This is a genomic window from Roseateles sp. FW301-B2, assembly GCF_058788955.1.
The window spans coordinates 15,056-29,955 of record NZ_JBYTBE010000050.1; the positions used below are offsets into that span (position 1 = coordinate 15,056).

Here is a 14,900-nt window from a genome sequence, read left to right on the forward strand (position 1 = left end):
AGCCCGTATCATGCGGCGCATGGCCACCCCCGCGAAGCGCCCGTCTTCTCCCTCGGCAAAGAGCGCGCCAGCGCCGGCATCCAAACCCTTCCTTCGCTTCTATCACTCCGAGGCGCTGCGCAAGAAGACGCTGGCGCTGCTCGGCACGATCGAGCAGGCACCGGATGTCACCAAGCATCGCGACGCGCTTGGCAATCTCGTCGTGGAACTCACCAACTGCGGTCTGGATCAGTACTTCATGGAGCCGCTCAAGCTCGCCAAGCCCGGCTTCATGATTGAGCAGTCGGCGAACCTCGGCATGCTCGGCGCCCAGCAGCTGATGGCCTCGGTGATCCACCAGATCATCGGGCGCATGGACGGCCCGCAGTTACTGTCCGTGTGCGGCTCGATCCGGCAGTTCATGCACTAGGGCTTTGGGGTGCCTGGCGGCGCCGCCAGGCCGCCGGCGGCATGCCGTATTCGCGCCGGAACGCGCGGCTGAAGGCGGTGTCGGTCTGGTAGCCGACCTCCTCGGCAATGCGGGCCAGCGGGGCATTGCTGCGCGCCAGCAGGTTCGAGGCCAGCAGCATGCGCCACTGCGCCAGGTATTGCATCGGCGCCTGGCCGACGAGCTGCTGGAAGCGCTCGGCCAGCACCGAGCGCGAGGTGCCGGCCACGCGCGCGAGCTCCTCCAGCGTCCAGGGCCGCGCGGGCTCGGCGTGCAGCGCGCGCAGCGCGGCGCCGACGATACGGTCGTTCACGCCCGCCAGCCAGCCGGTGCGGCCCTCGGCCTGCTCGTTCATGTGGATGCGCAGCACCTCGATGAACAGCACCTCGGCCAGCTTGGCCAGCACGCCCTGGCCGCCGGGCCGCGGCGAGCGCGCCTCGGCGAGCGCGTAGCGCAGCGAGGCTTCGAGCCAGACACCGGCATTGGAGCCGCGCACGCTAACCTTGACGATGGGCGGCAGCCCCGCCAGCAGCATGCGGGCCAGGCGCGCGTCGCAGGCCAGATAGCCGCAGACCAGCTTGGTGGTGGCACCGCCGCCGCCATAGGCCAGCAGCCGCGGCCGGCGCGCCAGCACCTCGTGCAGGCGTGCGCCCGAGGCCGGCGGCAGGCCCGGTTGCGAGCCCATGCGGTGCGCATCGCCCTGCGTGAACAGCACCGCATCGCCGGCCGCCAGGCGCAGCGGCGGCTGCTCGCCGAGCTCGACCCAGCATTCGCCTTCGGTGATCAGGTGGAAGATCACCACCCGCTCGGCGCTGGGCTCCAGAAAGGGCGCCGCGGCATCGGCCTGCGGCGACTGGTAGCACCAGGGCGCCGTGAAGCGGCCGTGCAGAAAGATCGCGCCCACCAGGCGCACCACGCGCAGCGTCTGCGAGAGCGCGTCCATCAGCTCAGCACATCGATGTGCAGCGCCACCGGCAGCGGCTGCTCGACCGCGCAGGTCACCGGCGAGCAGCCGGTGGTCGAGGCGACCAGGGCGCGCAGGCGCTCGGCCGCCACCCCGCTGGCGGCGATGCGCACATGCAGCGCCATCGTCAGCGGCCCGGCCGGCACCGTGCTGCCATCGGGTTCGGCGATGCCCAGCAGGCCGCGCGCGTCGGACTGGCTGCTCGCGCGCGCCTCCAGCGTCTGCAGCGTGATGCCCGCGGCGGCGGCGGCCATGGCGATGCGGGTCACCGCGCAGGAGGCCAGGCCGGCGCGCAGCAGCCAGCCCGGCGTCACCGCGCCGGCCTCGCCGCCGATCTCGACCGGCATATCGGTCTGCACCGCATGGCCGGCGTCGTTGTGCACGCTGGCGCGCAAGCCGCCCTCCCAGCGCGCGCTGGCCGCCGAATCGTCGCTCAGCCCCGCCTGCGGCTTGCGGCGCAGCACCGAGGCGACCCGCTCCATTGACGTAGCAATCTGTTCCGTGCCCATGGCCTGGCTCCTTGCGCTTGATGCGCTGCGCCGATTCTGAGGGCGCGGCGGCTTGAGCACCAGCGGGCAGACCTCGCCGCGGGCCAATGGCGGACGCTTGGACGAGAGCTGCGGACGCTCGGTCAGGACGCCCCGCGCCGCCGCGCCGACATTGGGGTTCCCTGCCGCATGGCCGGCCACCCATCACCGGAGATACGCACCATGAACGCACCTGTCGATTTCGCCGCCCTCAAGACCCGCCAGCAAGCCGCCTGGGGCACGGGCGACTACGCCGTGATCGGCACCACGCTGCAGATCGTTGGCGAGAACCTGGCCGAGGCCTGCGACCTCAGGACCGACGAGCGCGTGCTCGACGTGGCCGCCGGCAACGGCAACGCCACGCTGGCGGCGGCGCGCCGCGGCTGCCGGGTCACCTCGACCGACTATGTCGGCAGCATGCTGGAGCGCGGCGCCGAGCGGGCGCGCGCCGAACGCCTCGAGGTTGCATTCCAGACCGCCGATGCCGAGGCGCTGCCCTTCGCCGATGCCAGCTTCGACGCCGCCCTCTCGACCTTCGGCGTGATGTTCGCGCCCGACCATGCCAGGGCGGCCGCCGAACTGGCGCGCGTGGTGCGCCCCGGCGGGCGCATCGGACTGGCCAACTGGACGCCCGACAGCCTGATCGGCCGCATGTTCAAGGTGCTGGGCCGCTATGTGCCGCCGCCGGCGGGCGTGCAGCCGCCCTCGCTGTGGGGCACCGAGGCGCATCTGCGCACGCTGTTCGGCGCCAGCGCCGCGGCGCTGCAGGCCACGCCGCGCCAGTTCACCTTCCGCTACCGTTCGGCGGCGCATTTCGTCGAGACCTTCCGCCTCTGGTACGGCCCGGTGAACAAGGCCTTTGCCGCGCAGACGCCCGAGCGCGCCGAGACGCTGGCCGCCGAGTTGAGCGGCCTGCTCGACGACCTGAACCGCGCCGGCCCCGGCGCCCTGGTGGTGCCGAGCGAATACCTCGAGATCGTCGTCACGCGCGCCTGAGCCCGCACATGGACGCCCGCCTGCAGCGCCGCATCCAGCGTTACGGCTGGGAGCGCGCCGCCGATGCCTACGCGCGCCACTGGCATGGGCCGCTGGCCGGGCTGCAGGCCGAGCTGCTGGCGCTGGCCGCCCCGGCCCCCGGCGAGGCGGTGCTCGACGTGGCCTGCGGCGCCGGTGTCGTCGCGGCTGCCGCGGCGCGGGCCGTCGGCCCGGGCGGGCGCGTGCTGGGCGTCGACCTCGCCGAGGCGATGGTGCAGGCGGCGCGGCAGCAGGCGCAGCGGTTCGGTCTCGCCCAGGCGAGCTTCATGCGCATGGACGCCGAGCAACTGGCCCTGCCCGACGACGCCGGCTTCGACCTCGTGCTGTGCGTGCTGGGCCTGATGTATGTTCCGGACCCGGCGGCCGCGCTGCGCGAACTGCGGCGCGTGCTGCGCCCCGGCGGCCGGGCCCTGCTGGCGGTGTGGGGCGAACGCGCGCGCTGCGGCTGGGCGCCGCTGTTCGGCATCGTCGACGCCGAGGTGCGCAGCGAGGTCTGCCCGCTGTTCTTCGGCCTGGGCCAGGGCGAGGCGCTGGCGCGCTGCTGCGCCGCGGCGGGCCTGCGGGTCAGCGCACAGCGGCGGCGCAGCGACGCGCTGCACTATGCCGATGCCGATGCGGCCTGCGCCGCGGCCTTTGCGGGCGGGCCCGTGGCGCTGGCCTGGTCTCGCTTCGACGCGGCGGTGCGCGCGCGCGTGCAGGCGCAATACCTCGCGGCGCTTGCGCCATGGCGCGATGGCCAGGGCTACCGCGTGCCGGCCGAGTACCTGATCGTCGCGGCGGAGCGGCCGCAAGCCTGAGCGCGGATCGGCAAGCGCCCGGCCGCCTCAGGGCATCGCGTGTCAGGGCGCAGCGCGCTGGCCGCCGGCGTCAACGATGAATTGCCGCACGGCCTGCACCAGCTCGGCCTCCTGGCCCACGAAGCCATGCGGCGCGCGCCCCTCGCAGGCATCCGCGCCCGCCGCCGCGCCCGGCCCGCCGCGCAGCAGCACCTGCTGCACGCGCGCCGCCGCCACGGCCTGCTCGGCCAGGCGCGGCATCAGCGCCGGCGGCGAGCGCGGGCAGCTATCGCCCTCATGGGCGATCAGCAGCAGCGGCTGGCGGATCGCCTGCAGCGGCAGATCGAACACCGACTGCGCCACCCAGGGCTTGCGCGCGCCGGGCTGGCCGGCCATCAGCGCCGAGCTCAGCACCAGCCCGTCGGGGCCCGCCTCGGGGCTCAGCCGCGCCGCCGCATTCGCGGCCGAGATCGTGCCGCGGCTGGTGCCCACCAGCCAGACCGGCCCGCCGCCCATGCGCTGGCGCAGCGCGGCGATCAAGAGGGCCAGGTCTTGCGCATGCGCGGGCGCGCTGCGAAAGCCGGCCAGGCCGTCCTCGCCATGCTGGTCCGAGGGCGCGTCCAGCACCACGGTGGCAAAGCCGGCGGCCACGAAAAGGGGCTGGCTGCGCACCAGCGCATTGCCCTTCAGCGCCCGCGCGCAGGCGCTGCGCTCGTCCAGGTCCACATGGCCGCTGCCGCCGGCGAGCAGCACCAGGGTGGTGAGCGGCGGCCTGCCTCCGGCCGGCATGGCCAGGGCATAGCGGGTGCTGGTGCCGGCGTGGGTGGCGAGGCTGTGGAGCGTGCCGCAGGGCTCGCTGGCCTGCGCGCCGAGCGCAGCGCCGGCCAGCAGGCAGGCCGCTGCCCGCGCGTGCATGCTCATCACGCCCGCCTCAGATAGTCGAGCGCCGCCGTGATGGTCGCCATTTGGGCCTGATTGCACTCGGCGGGGCTCGCCGTCGGGCTGTCCGGGTAGACCTCGGTGGTGGTCACGAAGCGTGCGTCGGTCATGCCGCCGCACAGGCCCAGCGCGCGCTTGGCGTAATTGATCACGCCGGCCTGCTGCAGCGGCTCGCCGATGATGCGGCCCTGCGCATCGGGCGCGGCGATATGGGTCACGCGGCGCACCGCGGCTATCAGCGCGCGCTGGAACTCGGGCACCGGCCGCTCGGTGTCGGCCACCAGGTAGAAGCCATCGGGGATGGCGTGCCAGTCGAACGCGACGCCGTCGCGTGCCGCCTTGGCGGGGCCGAATTCGCTGTTGTCGGTATCGGTGGTCTCGTGCAGGTCGACATGCAGATCGACGCGGCCGCCGCCCTGCGCCGCCACGCAGGCCATCGCCAGCGCCGACTCGGCGGCCGGGCTGTCCTGCTTGAACTGCCGATTCGGGTCCAGCGCATCGGGGTTCCAGCGGTTGACGGTCTCGTAACCCCAGGGGCTGATGCAGGGCAGCAGCAGCAGGTTGAAAGCGGCCTCGGTGTGGCGATCGAACTCATGCGTCAACCATTGCAGCGCGCCATGCACGCCGCTGGTCTCGTAGCCATGCACGCCGCCGGTCACCAGCACCACCGGGCGATCCGCCTTCCACGCGCGGCTGCGCACCGCATAGAGCGGGTAGCTGCCCAGGCCCAGGCGCCCATAGTCGAGCCTGCCGTACTGGAACAGCTCGGCCTGCGCGGGCAGCTTGGCCATGAGCGGCGCAAGCACCTCCTCGGCATAGCTGCGCTGCGGTTTCTGGCGCGCCAGCCAGGCGGCCTTTTCGGCCGCGCCCCAGGGCGTGCCGGGGGTGCCGATCGGGTATGGCGGCGTGCTTGGCGGGGTCGATGGCGAGGTGCTCACAACGTGCTCATCCGGTCTTGGTTGGCGATGGGGCGGACGATACACCGCTCAGTCGACCGCGGCCCGCCGGCTCCCCGATCGAGCGCGAAGCCTGGCGCCCGCGGGCGTGACTTGCGAGGCCAAGGCGTCTACGCTGGGAGCGCTGCGGCGGCTGACCCGGCGGGGGCATTCTGCAGCGGCGTTGCTGCCGCGCCGACCCGTCAACTCAACAGGAGTGAAGACATGTCATACATCGATGGTTTCGTGATCGCGGTCCCCACCGCCAACAAGCAGCAGTTCATCGAGCACGCGCGTCATTTCGACCCGCTATTCATCGAGCTTGGCGCGATCCGCGTCATCGAAGCTTGGGGCGACGACGTCCCCGACGGCAAAGTCACCGACTTCCGCCGCGCAGTCCAGGCCACGGCCGAGGAGACGGTGGCTTTTGCATGGGTCGAATGGCCGGACAAGGCTACGCGCGATGCCGCCATGAAGAAGATGACGGAAGACCCGCGCATGGACCCGTCCACACCCGGCAACCCGCCCATGCCCTTTGACGGCAAGCGCATGATCTTTGGCGGCTTCGAACAGGTGGTCGAAGTGAAGGCTTGAGCGGCGGGGGATGACGCCGCGCAACTCCCCGTTGCAGTCCGCATAGGTCGGCGCTCGGGGCCCTGCATGGCTCACACTCGCGGCCAGGAGGCGACATTGATCGGAGCGGTCAACTGCAGAAATCCGAATCCCCACCCGAGGCGCTGTCAACTCATTGGGATTGAGCCCTTCGAGGAGGCAAGTACGGCACCAGCGCCGCTTCCAACGCGCCGTGGAGGGCTTGGAGCATGGGATCGGACGATGCTCCCAGTCCACTCTTTACTAGATCGCAGTAGCGTTCTTTAGAAAGTCCCAATGTAGCGGCCGCAGGCCCTACCAGCGGCTTTCCTGGCAGCACCTTTAGAAACACGTTTGGATCATCTGATGCAAGCGCGTTGTTGACAACCTGCTCCTCTTCGTCCCAGATCTTCTCTGGTGCCGCTGCAGGCTGTGTACGAGGGATCTCAGCAATGAGGGTGGCACGCAGGCCTGCACGGTCCTCGAAATTAACAGTCGACTCAAACGCCCGTTCAACGAGCATCAAAGAACGGGCTTTGAAGCGCTCGCAGATCAGTTTATTCGCGAGGGTTCCAGACATCTGGCGCTTAAAGCCCGCGAACGCACCCGCGTACAACCCATCCACCGCGTCAGCCTTGTGCCCTGTATGCAATGCAATGGCTGTGTAGACGGACTTAAGAACATAGAGGCTCTCTACTTCATGTACGGGTAAGGCATGGACGTTTGCCAAGCCGGACAGAAGATCATCTGGCCAATGATCGCGATCAATAATGCCGCTCGCTGAGAACCCACTAACCACTGACTTTGTTTGAAAGGCGGCTGTGCATCGCTTGACGCTCTCGCAGCCGCCAACTGGAATAAGAGCGGTTTCGCGATCGTTGAACCATGCTCGAAGCAGCTCTTGATCGAGACTCTTTTCCTCCCGACCTTCGCAGAAGATCAAACGAGAAGCGTAGACAGAGAAAGATGCCGCACCAAGGATTGACGCGATGTCGTCCGACGGCAGCAATGTCCCTGGCACGATCAGTTCAGGAGCCTGGTTTGGGCGGACTAGAACAATCGACGCATCACGTCTGGAGAGTGCAAAGTTCAAATCGTGTGTCACGTAGACGAACCGCTTTGAAGGCGACAAGCTTTCAAGCGCGTCCCAAAACCTGACTGCAAGGCGCGAGTGGAAATGTGTCTCCGGTTCGTCCACGATTACGACCGGATGAGTGGAATCAAATACCCTGCCGGCAAGGTACAACCCTGTCCGTTCCCCATCGCTCATGTGTTTGGCGGTATAGGTGGCCGCGCCGAGGTAATCATTCGTCACCCTGGCAGTGAAATCAGTGAACGCAATTGAACGCCCCGGAAAGACGATGCGCCATAGTTCCTTCGTCTTCGTCAGTACGGTTTCGGGAAGCTGATGAGGCTGCAGGCCCCGGAGCACTTCGTCATAGACGCGCATCGCCTCCACGGCATGCGAACTCCAAAGTTTTCCAAACAGCGCGTCTATGTCGGGAACCATCTCCCAATAGCTGCTGCGCCGTTGGTTGGTGCGGTTCTGCAATTCATTCGTTGCAGTCTGCAAATTCCAGTTGGGGATCTGGTCTGGAACCGCTATGTTCCGGAGCGCCGGAATGAACTCTGCCGCCCCTGAGTTCGCCATTTGCACCGCGAGCCGAGTCTTTCCGGATCCGTTTGCCCCAAGCACCACGATTGGGCCATTTCCATCAATTGAATCGGCGAGGCCTGGGATGTTAATTGCCATGAGTGCGACTCCGAAGAATTGCTAGCTGATAACGGCGAGACTATATAGAGCCACGCGGCAGCTCGGGCGCAGAGTCAAGTGCAGTCGCATGTCTCCTAACGCACGAGCGGGTTGGTCCGCAATGGGTCGGTCGCGCCAGTTCGAGCCCCAGCAAAGCGGACATAGGCGCGACGCGAACAGCCTCGTTTGAGTTCTACGGCCGCAGCACCCCGTAGAGCGGCCGTTCAGGCCATCGCCCTTTGATCGGACCCTACGGTTGACTCATACCCGGCAGCGTGAGTACGCCCGGCGGCCCTCAGGCACTGAATCTCCGCCCTAGCTCAGCAGCTTTTCGATGCCCTAGGCCAGCGGGTCCAGAACGTCCTTGTCGGTCCAGTAAGACCGACCGACAAGGTGCTAGATTTGCCATCCATGGCCTGGCTTTCCGGCGCCATCCGGCCTGGCCAGAGCGCCACGACCTCAGCAGCAACGGTCATGTTCGGGGGAGCTGTTCCCATGTCTTCAACTTCCACCCTCCACTTCTTCTGCGGCAAGGCCGGCGCCGGCAAGAGCACGGTCGCGAGCGCGCTGGCCAAGGATCTTGGGGCGATCCTGATCTCCGAGGACGTCTGGCTGATGCGCTTGTATGGCGATCAGATGAAGGTCTTTGACGACTACATCCGCTGCTCGAAGAAGTTGAAGATCGTCATCGGCCCGCTGGTGGTGGACCTGCTACGGAACGGCGTGCCATCGGTGGTGCTGGACTTCCAGGCCAACACCAGGGCCGGCCGCCGCTGGTTTCGCTCGGTGTTCGAGCAGGCGGCGGCCGCGCATGTGCTGCACGATGTCCAGACTCCCGATTGGCAATGCCTGGAGCGCATCGCCAAGCGAAACGTCGAGCGGCCGGAGGGCTCGCATCAGTTGACCGAAGAAGATTTCCGCTACGTCTCGTCGTTCTTCGAGGCGCCGGAGGCGGCAGAGGGCTTCAACATCAGGACCCACGGCGGCTGAAACGCAAGGTCGGGCGCGTGGGCGGCCGCATCAGCTTTCGACCCCGACTCGAGTTCCTGTAGCATGCCCCCATCATGTACACCGCCTTCCTGTCTTTGTCCGCCGCACGAGCTGCACGAGCCGCACGAGCCCGTCGTGCGCTGCCGTGCGCCTGGCGCGAGACAAGGAAGAGGACGACCTAACACCCTCCAATCCCCGGTTTCTCCCCCAAGGCCACGGCTCACACCCGTGGCCTTTTTCTTTGTCCGACCCCAAAGTGAAAGGAACTTCTCCATGCAAATCCCCAGCGCTTCTTGTGCTTCTTCGCCGCGGTTCGATGCGCTCATGCCCGTGACCGATCGCCCTGCCGAGGTATTCGTGCGTGGTGAGGGCGCCTGGTTGTGGGACGCGGCCGACACGCGCTACCTGGACTGGCTGCAGGGCTGGGCGGTGAATGCCCTGGGGCATTGCCCGCCCGAGGTCAGCCAGGCCTTGGGGGCGCAGTCGAGCCTGCTGCTCACGCCCAGCCCTGCGCTTTACAACCTGCCTTCGCTGCAACTGGCCGAGCGGCTGTGCGCGCTCAGCGGCTTTGACCAGGTGTTCTTCGGCAGCACCGGGGCCGAGGCGAACGAGGGCGCGATCAAGCTGGCGCGCAAGTGGGGGCAGCTGCATCGGGGCGGGGCCTACGAGATCATCACCTTCGACAACGCCTTCCACGGCCGCAATCTGGCCACCATGGCCGCCAGTGGCAAGCCGGGCTGGGAGGCCCTGTTTGCGCCCGGCATGCCGGGTTTTGTGAAGGCCGTCTTCAACGACATGGCCTCGGTCGAGGCGCTGCTCAGCGAGCGCACCGTGGCTGTGATGCTGGAGCCCGTGCAGGGCGAGGCCGGCGTGCGCCCGGCAAGCCCCGGCTTTGTACGCGCACTGCGCCAGTGGTGTGATCGCCACGGCCTGCTGCTCATCTTCGACGAGGTGCAGACCGGCTGCGGGCGCCTGGGGCAGCTGTTTGCCTACCAGCACTACGGGGTCATGCCCGACATCATGAGCCTGGGCAAGGGCCTGGGCGCCGGCGTGCCGATCTCGGCGCTGCTGGCGCAGGCGCATTGCAGCGTCTTCACCCATGGCGACCAGGGCGGCACTTACGCGGGCAACCCGCTGATGTGTGCGGTGGGGCTGGCGGTGCTGGAAACGCTCAGCCAGGGCGCTTTCCTGGAACAGGTGCGGACGCAAGGCGCGCAGTTGCAGCGCGGTCTGCAAGCGCTGTCCGCGCGCCACGGCCTCGGCGAGGTGCGCGGGCTGGGTCTGCTGTGGGCGCTGGAGCTGGGGAGCGATCACGCGGCCGCGGTGGTGCGCGAATGCCGCCGCCGGGGCCTGCTGGTCAACTCGGCCCGGCCCCATTGCCTGCGCTTCATGCCAAGGCTCAACAGCACCGCCGACGAGATCGCGCAGGGCCTGCAGCTGCTCGACGCCGCCATTGCTGCCGTGCTGGAGGAGTTTGCCGCGCAATGATCGAACGGGGGGCCTGTCGCGAATCCGGCCCGATCAGCCGCTCACACTCTTGGTATGGCGGAAGAAGTTGTCGGGGTCGTAGACCTGCTTCAGCGTCGCGAGCCGTTCCAGGTTCGAGCGGCCATAGGCCGCCTCCACGCGATCGCGGCCTTCCTCCTCGGTCAGGAAGTTGATGTAGGTGCCGCCCGTCGAGAAGGGGCGCGTGGCCTCGAAACAGTCGCGCGCCCACTGGACATTGACGGCGTCGTCCTCGGGCCGCTCCCAGGAACCGGCGATGTTCAACACATAGGCGGCATCGCGATTGCCGGCCGGCGAATGCCCGGCGGGCAGCTCGCCCAGCGCGCCCTGGATCTGGAACAGCAGGATGGCCGAGTGAGGCGACGCGATGCGGGCGGCGTGCGCCACGGCAAGGTCGATGAACGGGCGATCGATGCCGGGCAGGTAGTGCGACTTCCAGTAGTAGCGTCTGCCCTTCGGTTGGGTGGCATCGAGCAGGCTCTGCATCTGCACATAGGGACGGCGCGTCACGATATCCGCGATCGGCCGGCCGGTCGCGCGCAGCGGCGCCAGCAAGGCTTCGCCGTCCTCGACCTTGCCCGAATGGCAGACGAAGATGGCAGCGATCGGCTTGCCGTGCACTTCCTTCGGTAGCCAGGGCGCCGGCGGCGCGATCCGCAGCACGGCCACGCTGGTCAGCTCGCGTGGCGCCGCCGCGCTGAAGCTGCGATAGGCCTCGAGGACCTGCGCGGCGTCCTCGCCATGCCAGGCGATCGCACCGCCCAGGATCTCGGGGCCGACGGGATGGAGCCGGTACTCGAAGGAGGTGACGATGCCGAAGTTGCCCCCGCCGCCGCGCAGGGCCCAGAACAGGTCTGCATGCTCGTCCGCGCAGGCGCGCAGCACTCGGCCATCGGCCGTCACCACCTCCATCGAGACGAGGTTGTCGCAGGTCCAGCCATGGCGGCGCGTGAGGTAACCAAAGCCGCCGCCGACGGTCAGGCCCGCGATGCCGGTCGCGGAGACGAAGCCCAGCACGGCCGCGAGCCCGTGCAACTGCGTCTCGCGGTCGACGTCTGCCAAGGTGCAGCCCGCTTGCGCCAGCGCCGTGCGGCGCACCGGATCGACCCAGACACCGCGCAGCAGCGACATGTCGATCATGAGGCCGCCCTCGCATACCGCCAACCCGGCGATGTTGTGGCCGCCGCCGCGCACGGAGCACAGCAGCCCGTGCTGGCGCGCAAAGCGCACGGCTTGCACCACGTCGACCGTGCCGGTGCAGCGCGCCAGCAGGCCGGGGCGCCGGTCGATCATCGCGTTCCAGACCTTGCGCGTCTCCTCGTACTCTGCGTCTTCCGCGGTCAGCACCCGGCCCTTGAATGCCGCCTTGAAGGACTGCAAGGCTTCCGGCGCGAGATCCACGATCCCGCCATCCATGTGTGTGAGCTTGATTGCCATCATCGACCTCCTTGAAGAACGACATCGACAGCATGCGCGCGACAGGCCGCCAAGGCCAGTGCAGATTCTGAAGCGTTTACGCTGGGGAGGCGAGGCGATGGACAACAGCAAGGGCAAGGGCGGCAAGTACGTGGTGGTAAAAAGTAGCAGCCAACATGCGGAGCAGTCATGTCCACACCGAATCGTGTCAACGAAACCGTCCAGACGCACTACGCCCGTTCCGAGCTGGGCACGCTCATACTCGCGGCGCTCGAAAAAGCCGGCAAAGACATCCATAGGCTCACGCCCGAGGACCTGGCGCCGATCGACGAATTTCACATCCGTGGCCGGGCGGCGACGCTTGAGCTGGCCCGGGCCGCGAGCCTCGATGCGGCGAAGCGCGTGCTGGATGTCGGCAGCGGCGTCGGCGGCACGTCGCGCTGCCTGGCCAAGGAGTTCGGTTGCCGCGTCACTGGCATCGACCTCACCGAAGACTATTGCCGCGCCGCCGAGCTGCTCACCGCCAAGACCGGGCTCGCGCACCTCGTCGACTATCGCCAGGGCGACGCGACCCAGCTGCCGTTCGCCGACGCGTCGTTCGACGTGGTCTGGACCGAGCACGCGGCGATGAACATCCCGGACAAGGCGCGCCTGTATCGGGAGATGCACCGCGTCCTGAAACCGAGCGGCAGGCTCGCGATCTACGATGTTCTGGCCGGCCCGACCGGGCCCGTTCACTTCCCCGTTCCCTGGGCGCGCACGCCCGATGCGAGCTTTCTGCTGCGGCCGGATGAACTGCGCGCGCTGCTCGAAGCGGCCGGTTTCGCGATCACGGACTGGTCGGACACGACCGACGCGGCACGCGCCTGGTTCGTGGCGCTGGCGGAGAAGATCGGCCGGGAAGGCCTGCCGCCGCTGGGCTTTCACATCCTGCTCGGCGCCGATTTTCAAGCCATGGCCCAGAACCAGCGGCGCAATCTCGAAGAGGGGCGGATCGTGCTCGCCCAGGTCACGGCAAGCAGGTAGCCGGGTCCACGGCCAAGGGATAGGAGCGCCCTGCCCGCGCCCCTAGACTGGGGCGCCGGTGAGGCAGCCAACCGGTCAAGTCAACGGGCAATTGGCTGCGAGCACGGCGCGCTGCGCGCGCCACCGATGTCGGAGGACCTGCCATGATCACCGAGACCACCGTCATGCGCGCACGCCGCGCCTGCAGCCGCCTGGCGCTCTGCCTGGCCACGCTGGGCGCCCTGCTGGCGGCGCAGCTGCCGGCGCACGCGGCGCGCAATTCGCTGGAGAACCGCTACGACATCGCCGTCTACCCCAACGGCGGCAGGCCCGACCTGACGGTCGACCCGATCAGGCTCAAATCCCAGCTCAGCGTGATCGACCGCTTCTTCGACCCGAACGACGCGGGCGACCGTTGCGCCGTGCTCGAAGGGGCCGTCGGCGGCTATGGTTGGCGCCGCCTGATGGTGTTCGACGTGGTGATCGTCAACGCCGGCGACGGCGACCTGGTGGTGGGCGACCGCAGCGACCCGGCCAACCCCTATGCCGGCGCGTTCTACTTCGACGCCTGCCACGGCCACTATCACATGGCCGGATTCTCGGAGTACCGGCTGCGCTACAAGTCCGACGGCAATGTCTCCACCATCGGCCGCAAGCAGGGCTTCTGCTTCGAGGACTCGTTCAAGTACAGCGGCAACAAGAGCGCCGGCTTCCACTGCGGCTACCAGGGCATCACCAGCGGCTGGGGCGACTGGTACTACAAGCAGCTGCCTGGCCAGTGGATCGACGTCACCGGCGTGGCCGAGGGCGATTACGAGCTGGAGGTGGAGATCAATCTGCAGCCCGACCCCTACAAGTTCGACCAGGGCCTGAACCGTTACCCGGACGTCGTGCGCGTGCCGGCCAGCGTGCCCAAGCGCAGGGAACGCTAGGCGCCGGGCGACGCGGCATGGGGCGGCGGCGGGCAGCAACAGGGGGTGCAAGATGCAAGCTTTGGTCACCGGCGCAAACGGACATCTGGGCCTGAATCTGGTGAGCCTGCTGCGTGCCAGGGGCCACGCGGTCAGGGCCTCGGTGCGCACGCTCGCGCCAGACAAGACGGCGATGCTTCGACGCATTCCAGGCGTCGAACTGGTGGCCGCGGATGTCCGGGACGCGGGCCAGATGCAGGCGGCGCTGGCCGGCGTCGACACGCTGTTCCACGTCGCCGCCGTCTACTCGACCACCGAGCGCGGCAGGGAAGCCGAGATCCTCGATTCGGCCATTCGCGGCACCGAGGTCACGCTGAAGACGGCGGCCCGGGCGGGCGTACGGCGCGTCATCCTGACATCGTCGGTGGTCACGCTGCCGCTCACGCCGATGGGCGCGGCGCCCGCGACGGAAGACGACTGGGCCACCGATCTGCGCGTTCCATACTTCCGCGCCAAGGTGGAGTCCGAGCGCTTGGCCTGGGCGCTGGCCGAGCAGCTCTCCATCGAGCTGACGACGATTCTGCCGGCCGGGATCATCGGGCCCGGGTTCGCGCGCCGCACGCCCACCCTCGACCTGATCCAGGCCTGCCTGATGGGCGAGTTCCGCCTTGGAGCGCCGCGCGGCAGCTTCAGCCTGGTCGATGTGCGCGACGTCGCGGCGGCGCATCTGCTGGCCTTCGAGAAAGGCGCGACCGGCCGCTTCATCGTCGGCTACGACCACATCCCTTCGTACACCGAGCTGCTGCTGGCGCTCGCCGCCGTCGAGCCCAGGCTGGGCGCCCCCCTGCTGACGCTACCGACCTTCTGCGCCCCGTTCCTGCCGATCTACGACGCCATCAGCCACCGGCTGTTTGGCACACCGCGCATCGCAACGCCGGACATCATCGCCACCTTGGCCAGCGGCAAGGTCGTCAACTTCTCCTGCCAGCGCGCCAAGACGGTGCTGGGCTGGCGCACCGAGATTCCTCTGCCAACAAGCCTGGCCGACACCGTGGCGGCGCTGCGGACGCTGCGCTAGCGTTCAAGGCGGTGCCTGCCCTCGCCCTAGCGCCCGCCCTACAGCCC

General features: G+C 68.5%; 15 protein-coding genes. 9 read left to right on the forward strand and 6 right to left on the reverse strand.

What is annotated here, in order from left to right; genetic code table 11:
* Positions 1–19: 19 nt before the first annotated feature.
* The gene (locus AC3WQY_RS23090; RefSeq protein ID WP_492710894.1) at positions 20–409 is read left to right on the forward strand and encodes a hypothetical protein; all 390 of its coding nucleotides are present in this window, start codon (positions 20–22) and stop codon (positions 407–409) included.
* Here the strand turns inward: AC3WQY_RS23090 and AC3WQY_RS23095 are convergent.
* Both AC3WQY_RS23095 and AC3WQY_RS23100 read right to left on the reverse strand, forming a co-directional pair.
* Positions 399–1,370 (reverse strand): AraC family transcriptional regulator, encoded by a 972-nt coding sequence (locus AC3WQY_RS23095; protein ID WP_492710896.1) that lies wholly within the window; start codon positions 1,368–1,370, stop codon positions 399–401. The genes AC3WQY_RS23090 and AC3WQY_RS23095 overlap by 11 nt on opposite strands.
* Positions 1,370–1,900, reverse strand: coding sequence for an OsmC family protein (locus tag AC3WQY_RS23100; protein WP_492710898.1), 531 nt, complete (start codon positions 1,898–1,900; stop codon positions 1,370–1,372). The genes AC3WQY_RS23095 and AC3WQY_RS23100 overlap by 1 nt, the downstream gene beginning before the upstream one ends.
* A gap of 201 nt (positions 1,901–2,101) precedes the next feature.
* Between AC3WQY_RS23100 and AC3WQY_RS23105 the strand changes: the two genes are divergently transcribed.
* Both AC3WQY_RS23105 and AC3WQY_RS23110 read left to right on the forward strand, forming a co-directional pair.
* The gene (locus AC3WQY_RS23105) at positions 2,102–2,914 is read left to right on the forward strand and encodes a class I SAM-dependent methyltransferase (RefSeq protein WP_285234575.1); all 813 of its coding nucleotides are present in this window, start codon (positions 2,102–2,104) and stop codon (positions 2,912–2,914) included.
* Between the two features lie 8 nt (positions 2,915–2,922).
* Positions 2,923–3,750 (forward strand): class I SAM-dependent methyltransferase, encoded by an 828-nt coding sequence (locus AC3WQY_RS23110; RefSeq protein WP_492710900.1) that lies wholly within the window; start codon positions 2,923–2,925, stop codon positions 3,748–3,750.
* 42 nt (positions 3,751–3,792) lie between these two features.
* Here the strand turns inward: AC3WQY_RS23110 and AC3WQY_RS23115 are convergent, their stop codons facing one another.
* Both AC3WQY_RS23115 and AC3WQY_RS23120 read right to left on the reverse strand, forming a co-directional pair.
* The gene (locus AC3WQY_RS23115) at positions 3,793–4,650 is read right to left on the reverse strand and encodes an alpha/beta hydrolase (RefSeq protein WP_492710902.1); all 858 of its coding nucleotides are present in this window, start codon (positions 4,648–4,650) and stop codon (positions 3,793–3,795) included.
* Complete coding sequence (locus tag AC3WQY_RS23120) at positions 4,650–5,606, reverse strand: M14 family metallopeptidase (RefSeq protein ID WP_492710903.1); 957 nt, start codon at positions 5,604–5,606, stop codon at positions 4,650–4,652. Before AC3WQY_RS23120 ends, AC3WQY_RS23115 begins: the two co-directional genes overlap by 1 nt.
* A 222-nt stretch (positions 5,607–5,828) precedes the next feature.
* Between AC3WQY_RS23120 and AC3WQY_RS23125 the strand changes: the two genes are divergently transcribed.
* Positions 5,829–6,197, forward strand: a complete 369-nt coding sequence (locus tag AC3WQY_RS23125; protein ID WP_492710904.1) for a DUF1428 domain-containing protein — start codon at positions 5,829–5,831, stop codon at positions 6,195–6,197.
* Positions 6,198–6,348: 151 nt separating this feature from the next.
* Here AC3WQY_RS23125 and AC3WQY_RS23130 read toward each other — a convergent pair whose 3' ends face one another.
* Positions 6,349–7,947, reverse strand: coding sequence for an ATP-dependent nuclease (locus AC3WQY_RS23130; protein ID WP_492710905.1), 1,599 nt, complete (start codon positions 7,945–7,947; stop codon positions 6,349–6,351).
* A gap of 411 nt (positions 7,948–8,358) precedes the next feature.
* Between AC3WQY_RS23130 and AC3WQY_RS23135 the strand changes: the two genes are divergently transcribed.
* Positions 8,359–8,937 (forward strand): P-loop nucleotide/nucleoside kinase family protein, encoded by a 579-nt coding sequence (locus AC3WQY_RS23135; protein WP_492710906.1) that lies wholly within the window; start codon positions 8,359–8,361, stop codon positions 8,935–8,937.
* Between the two features lie 324 nt (positions 8,938–9,261).
* Positions 9,262–10,425, forward strand: a complete 1,164-nt coding sequence (locus AC3WQY_RS23140) for an acetylornithine transaminase (protein WP_492710907.1) — start codon at positions 9,262–9,264, stop codon at positions 10,423–10,425.
* Between the two features lie 33 nt (positions 10,426–10,458).
* On the opposite strand, the gene AC3WQY_RS23145 is transcribed toward AC3WQY_RS23140, so the two are convergent.
* Complete coding sequence (locus AC3WQY_RS23145) at positions 10,459–11,880, reverse strand: FAD-binding oxidoreductase (RefSeq protein WP_492710908.1); 1,422 nt, start codon at positions 11,878–11,880, stop codon at positions 10,459–10,461.
* A gap of 168 nt (positions 11,881–12,048) precedes the next feature.
* On the opposite strand from AC3WQY_RS23145, the gene AC3WQY_RS23150 reads away from it, so the two are divergent.
* The 3 genes from AC3WQY_RS23150 (at position 12,049) to AC3WQY_RS23160 (ending at position 14,853) form a co-directional block, all read left to right on the forward strand.
* Complete coding sequence (locus AC3WQY_RS23150) at positions 12,049–12,885, forward strand: class I SAM-dependent methyltransferase (RefSeq protein WP_492710909.1); 837 nt, start codon at positions 12,049–12,051, stop codon at positions 12,883–12,885.
* Between the two features lie 143 nt (positions 12,886–13,028).
* Positions 13,029–13,796 carry a lysyl oxidase family protein gene (locus AC3WQY_RS23155; protein ID WP_492710910.1) on the forward strand — a complete coding sequence of 256 codons (768 nt, stop codon included), beginning with the start codon at positions 13,029–13,031 and terminating at the stop codon, positions 13,794–13,796.
* Positions 13,797–13,848: 52 nt separating this feature from the next.
* The gene (locus AC3WQY_RS23160) at positions 13,849–14,853 is read left to right on the forward strand and encodes an NAD-dependent epimerase/dehydratase family protein (RefSeq protein ID WP_492710911.1); all 1,005 of its coding nucleotides are present in this window, start codon (positions 13,849–13,851) and stop codon (positions 14,851–14,853) included.
* The last annotated feature ends 47 nt before the right edge of the window (positions 14,854–14,900 follow it).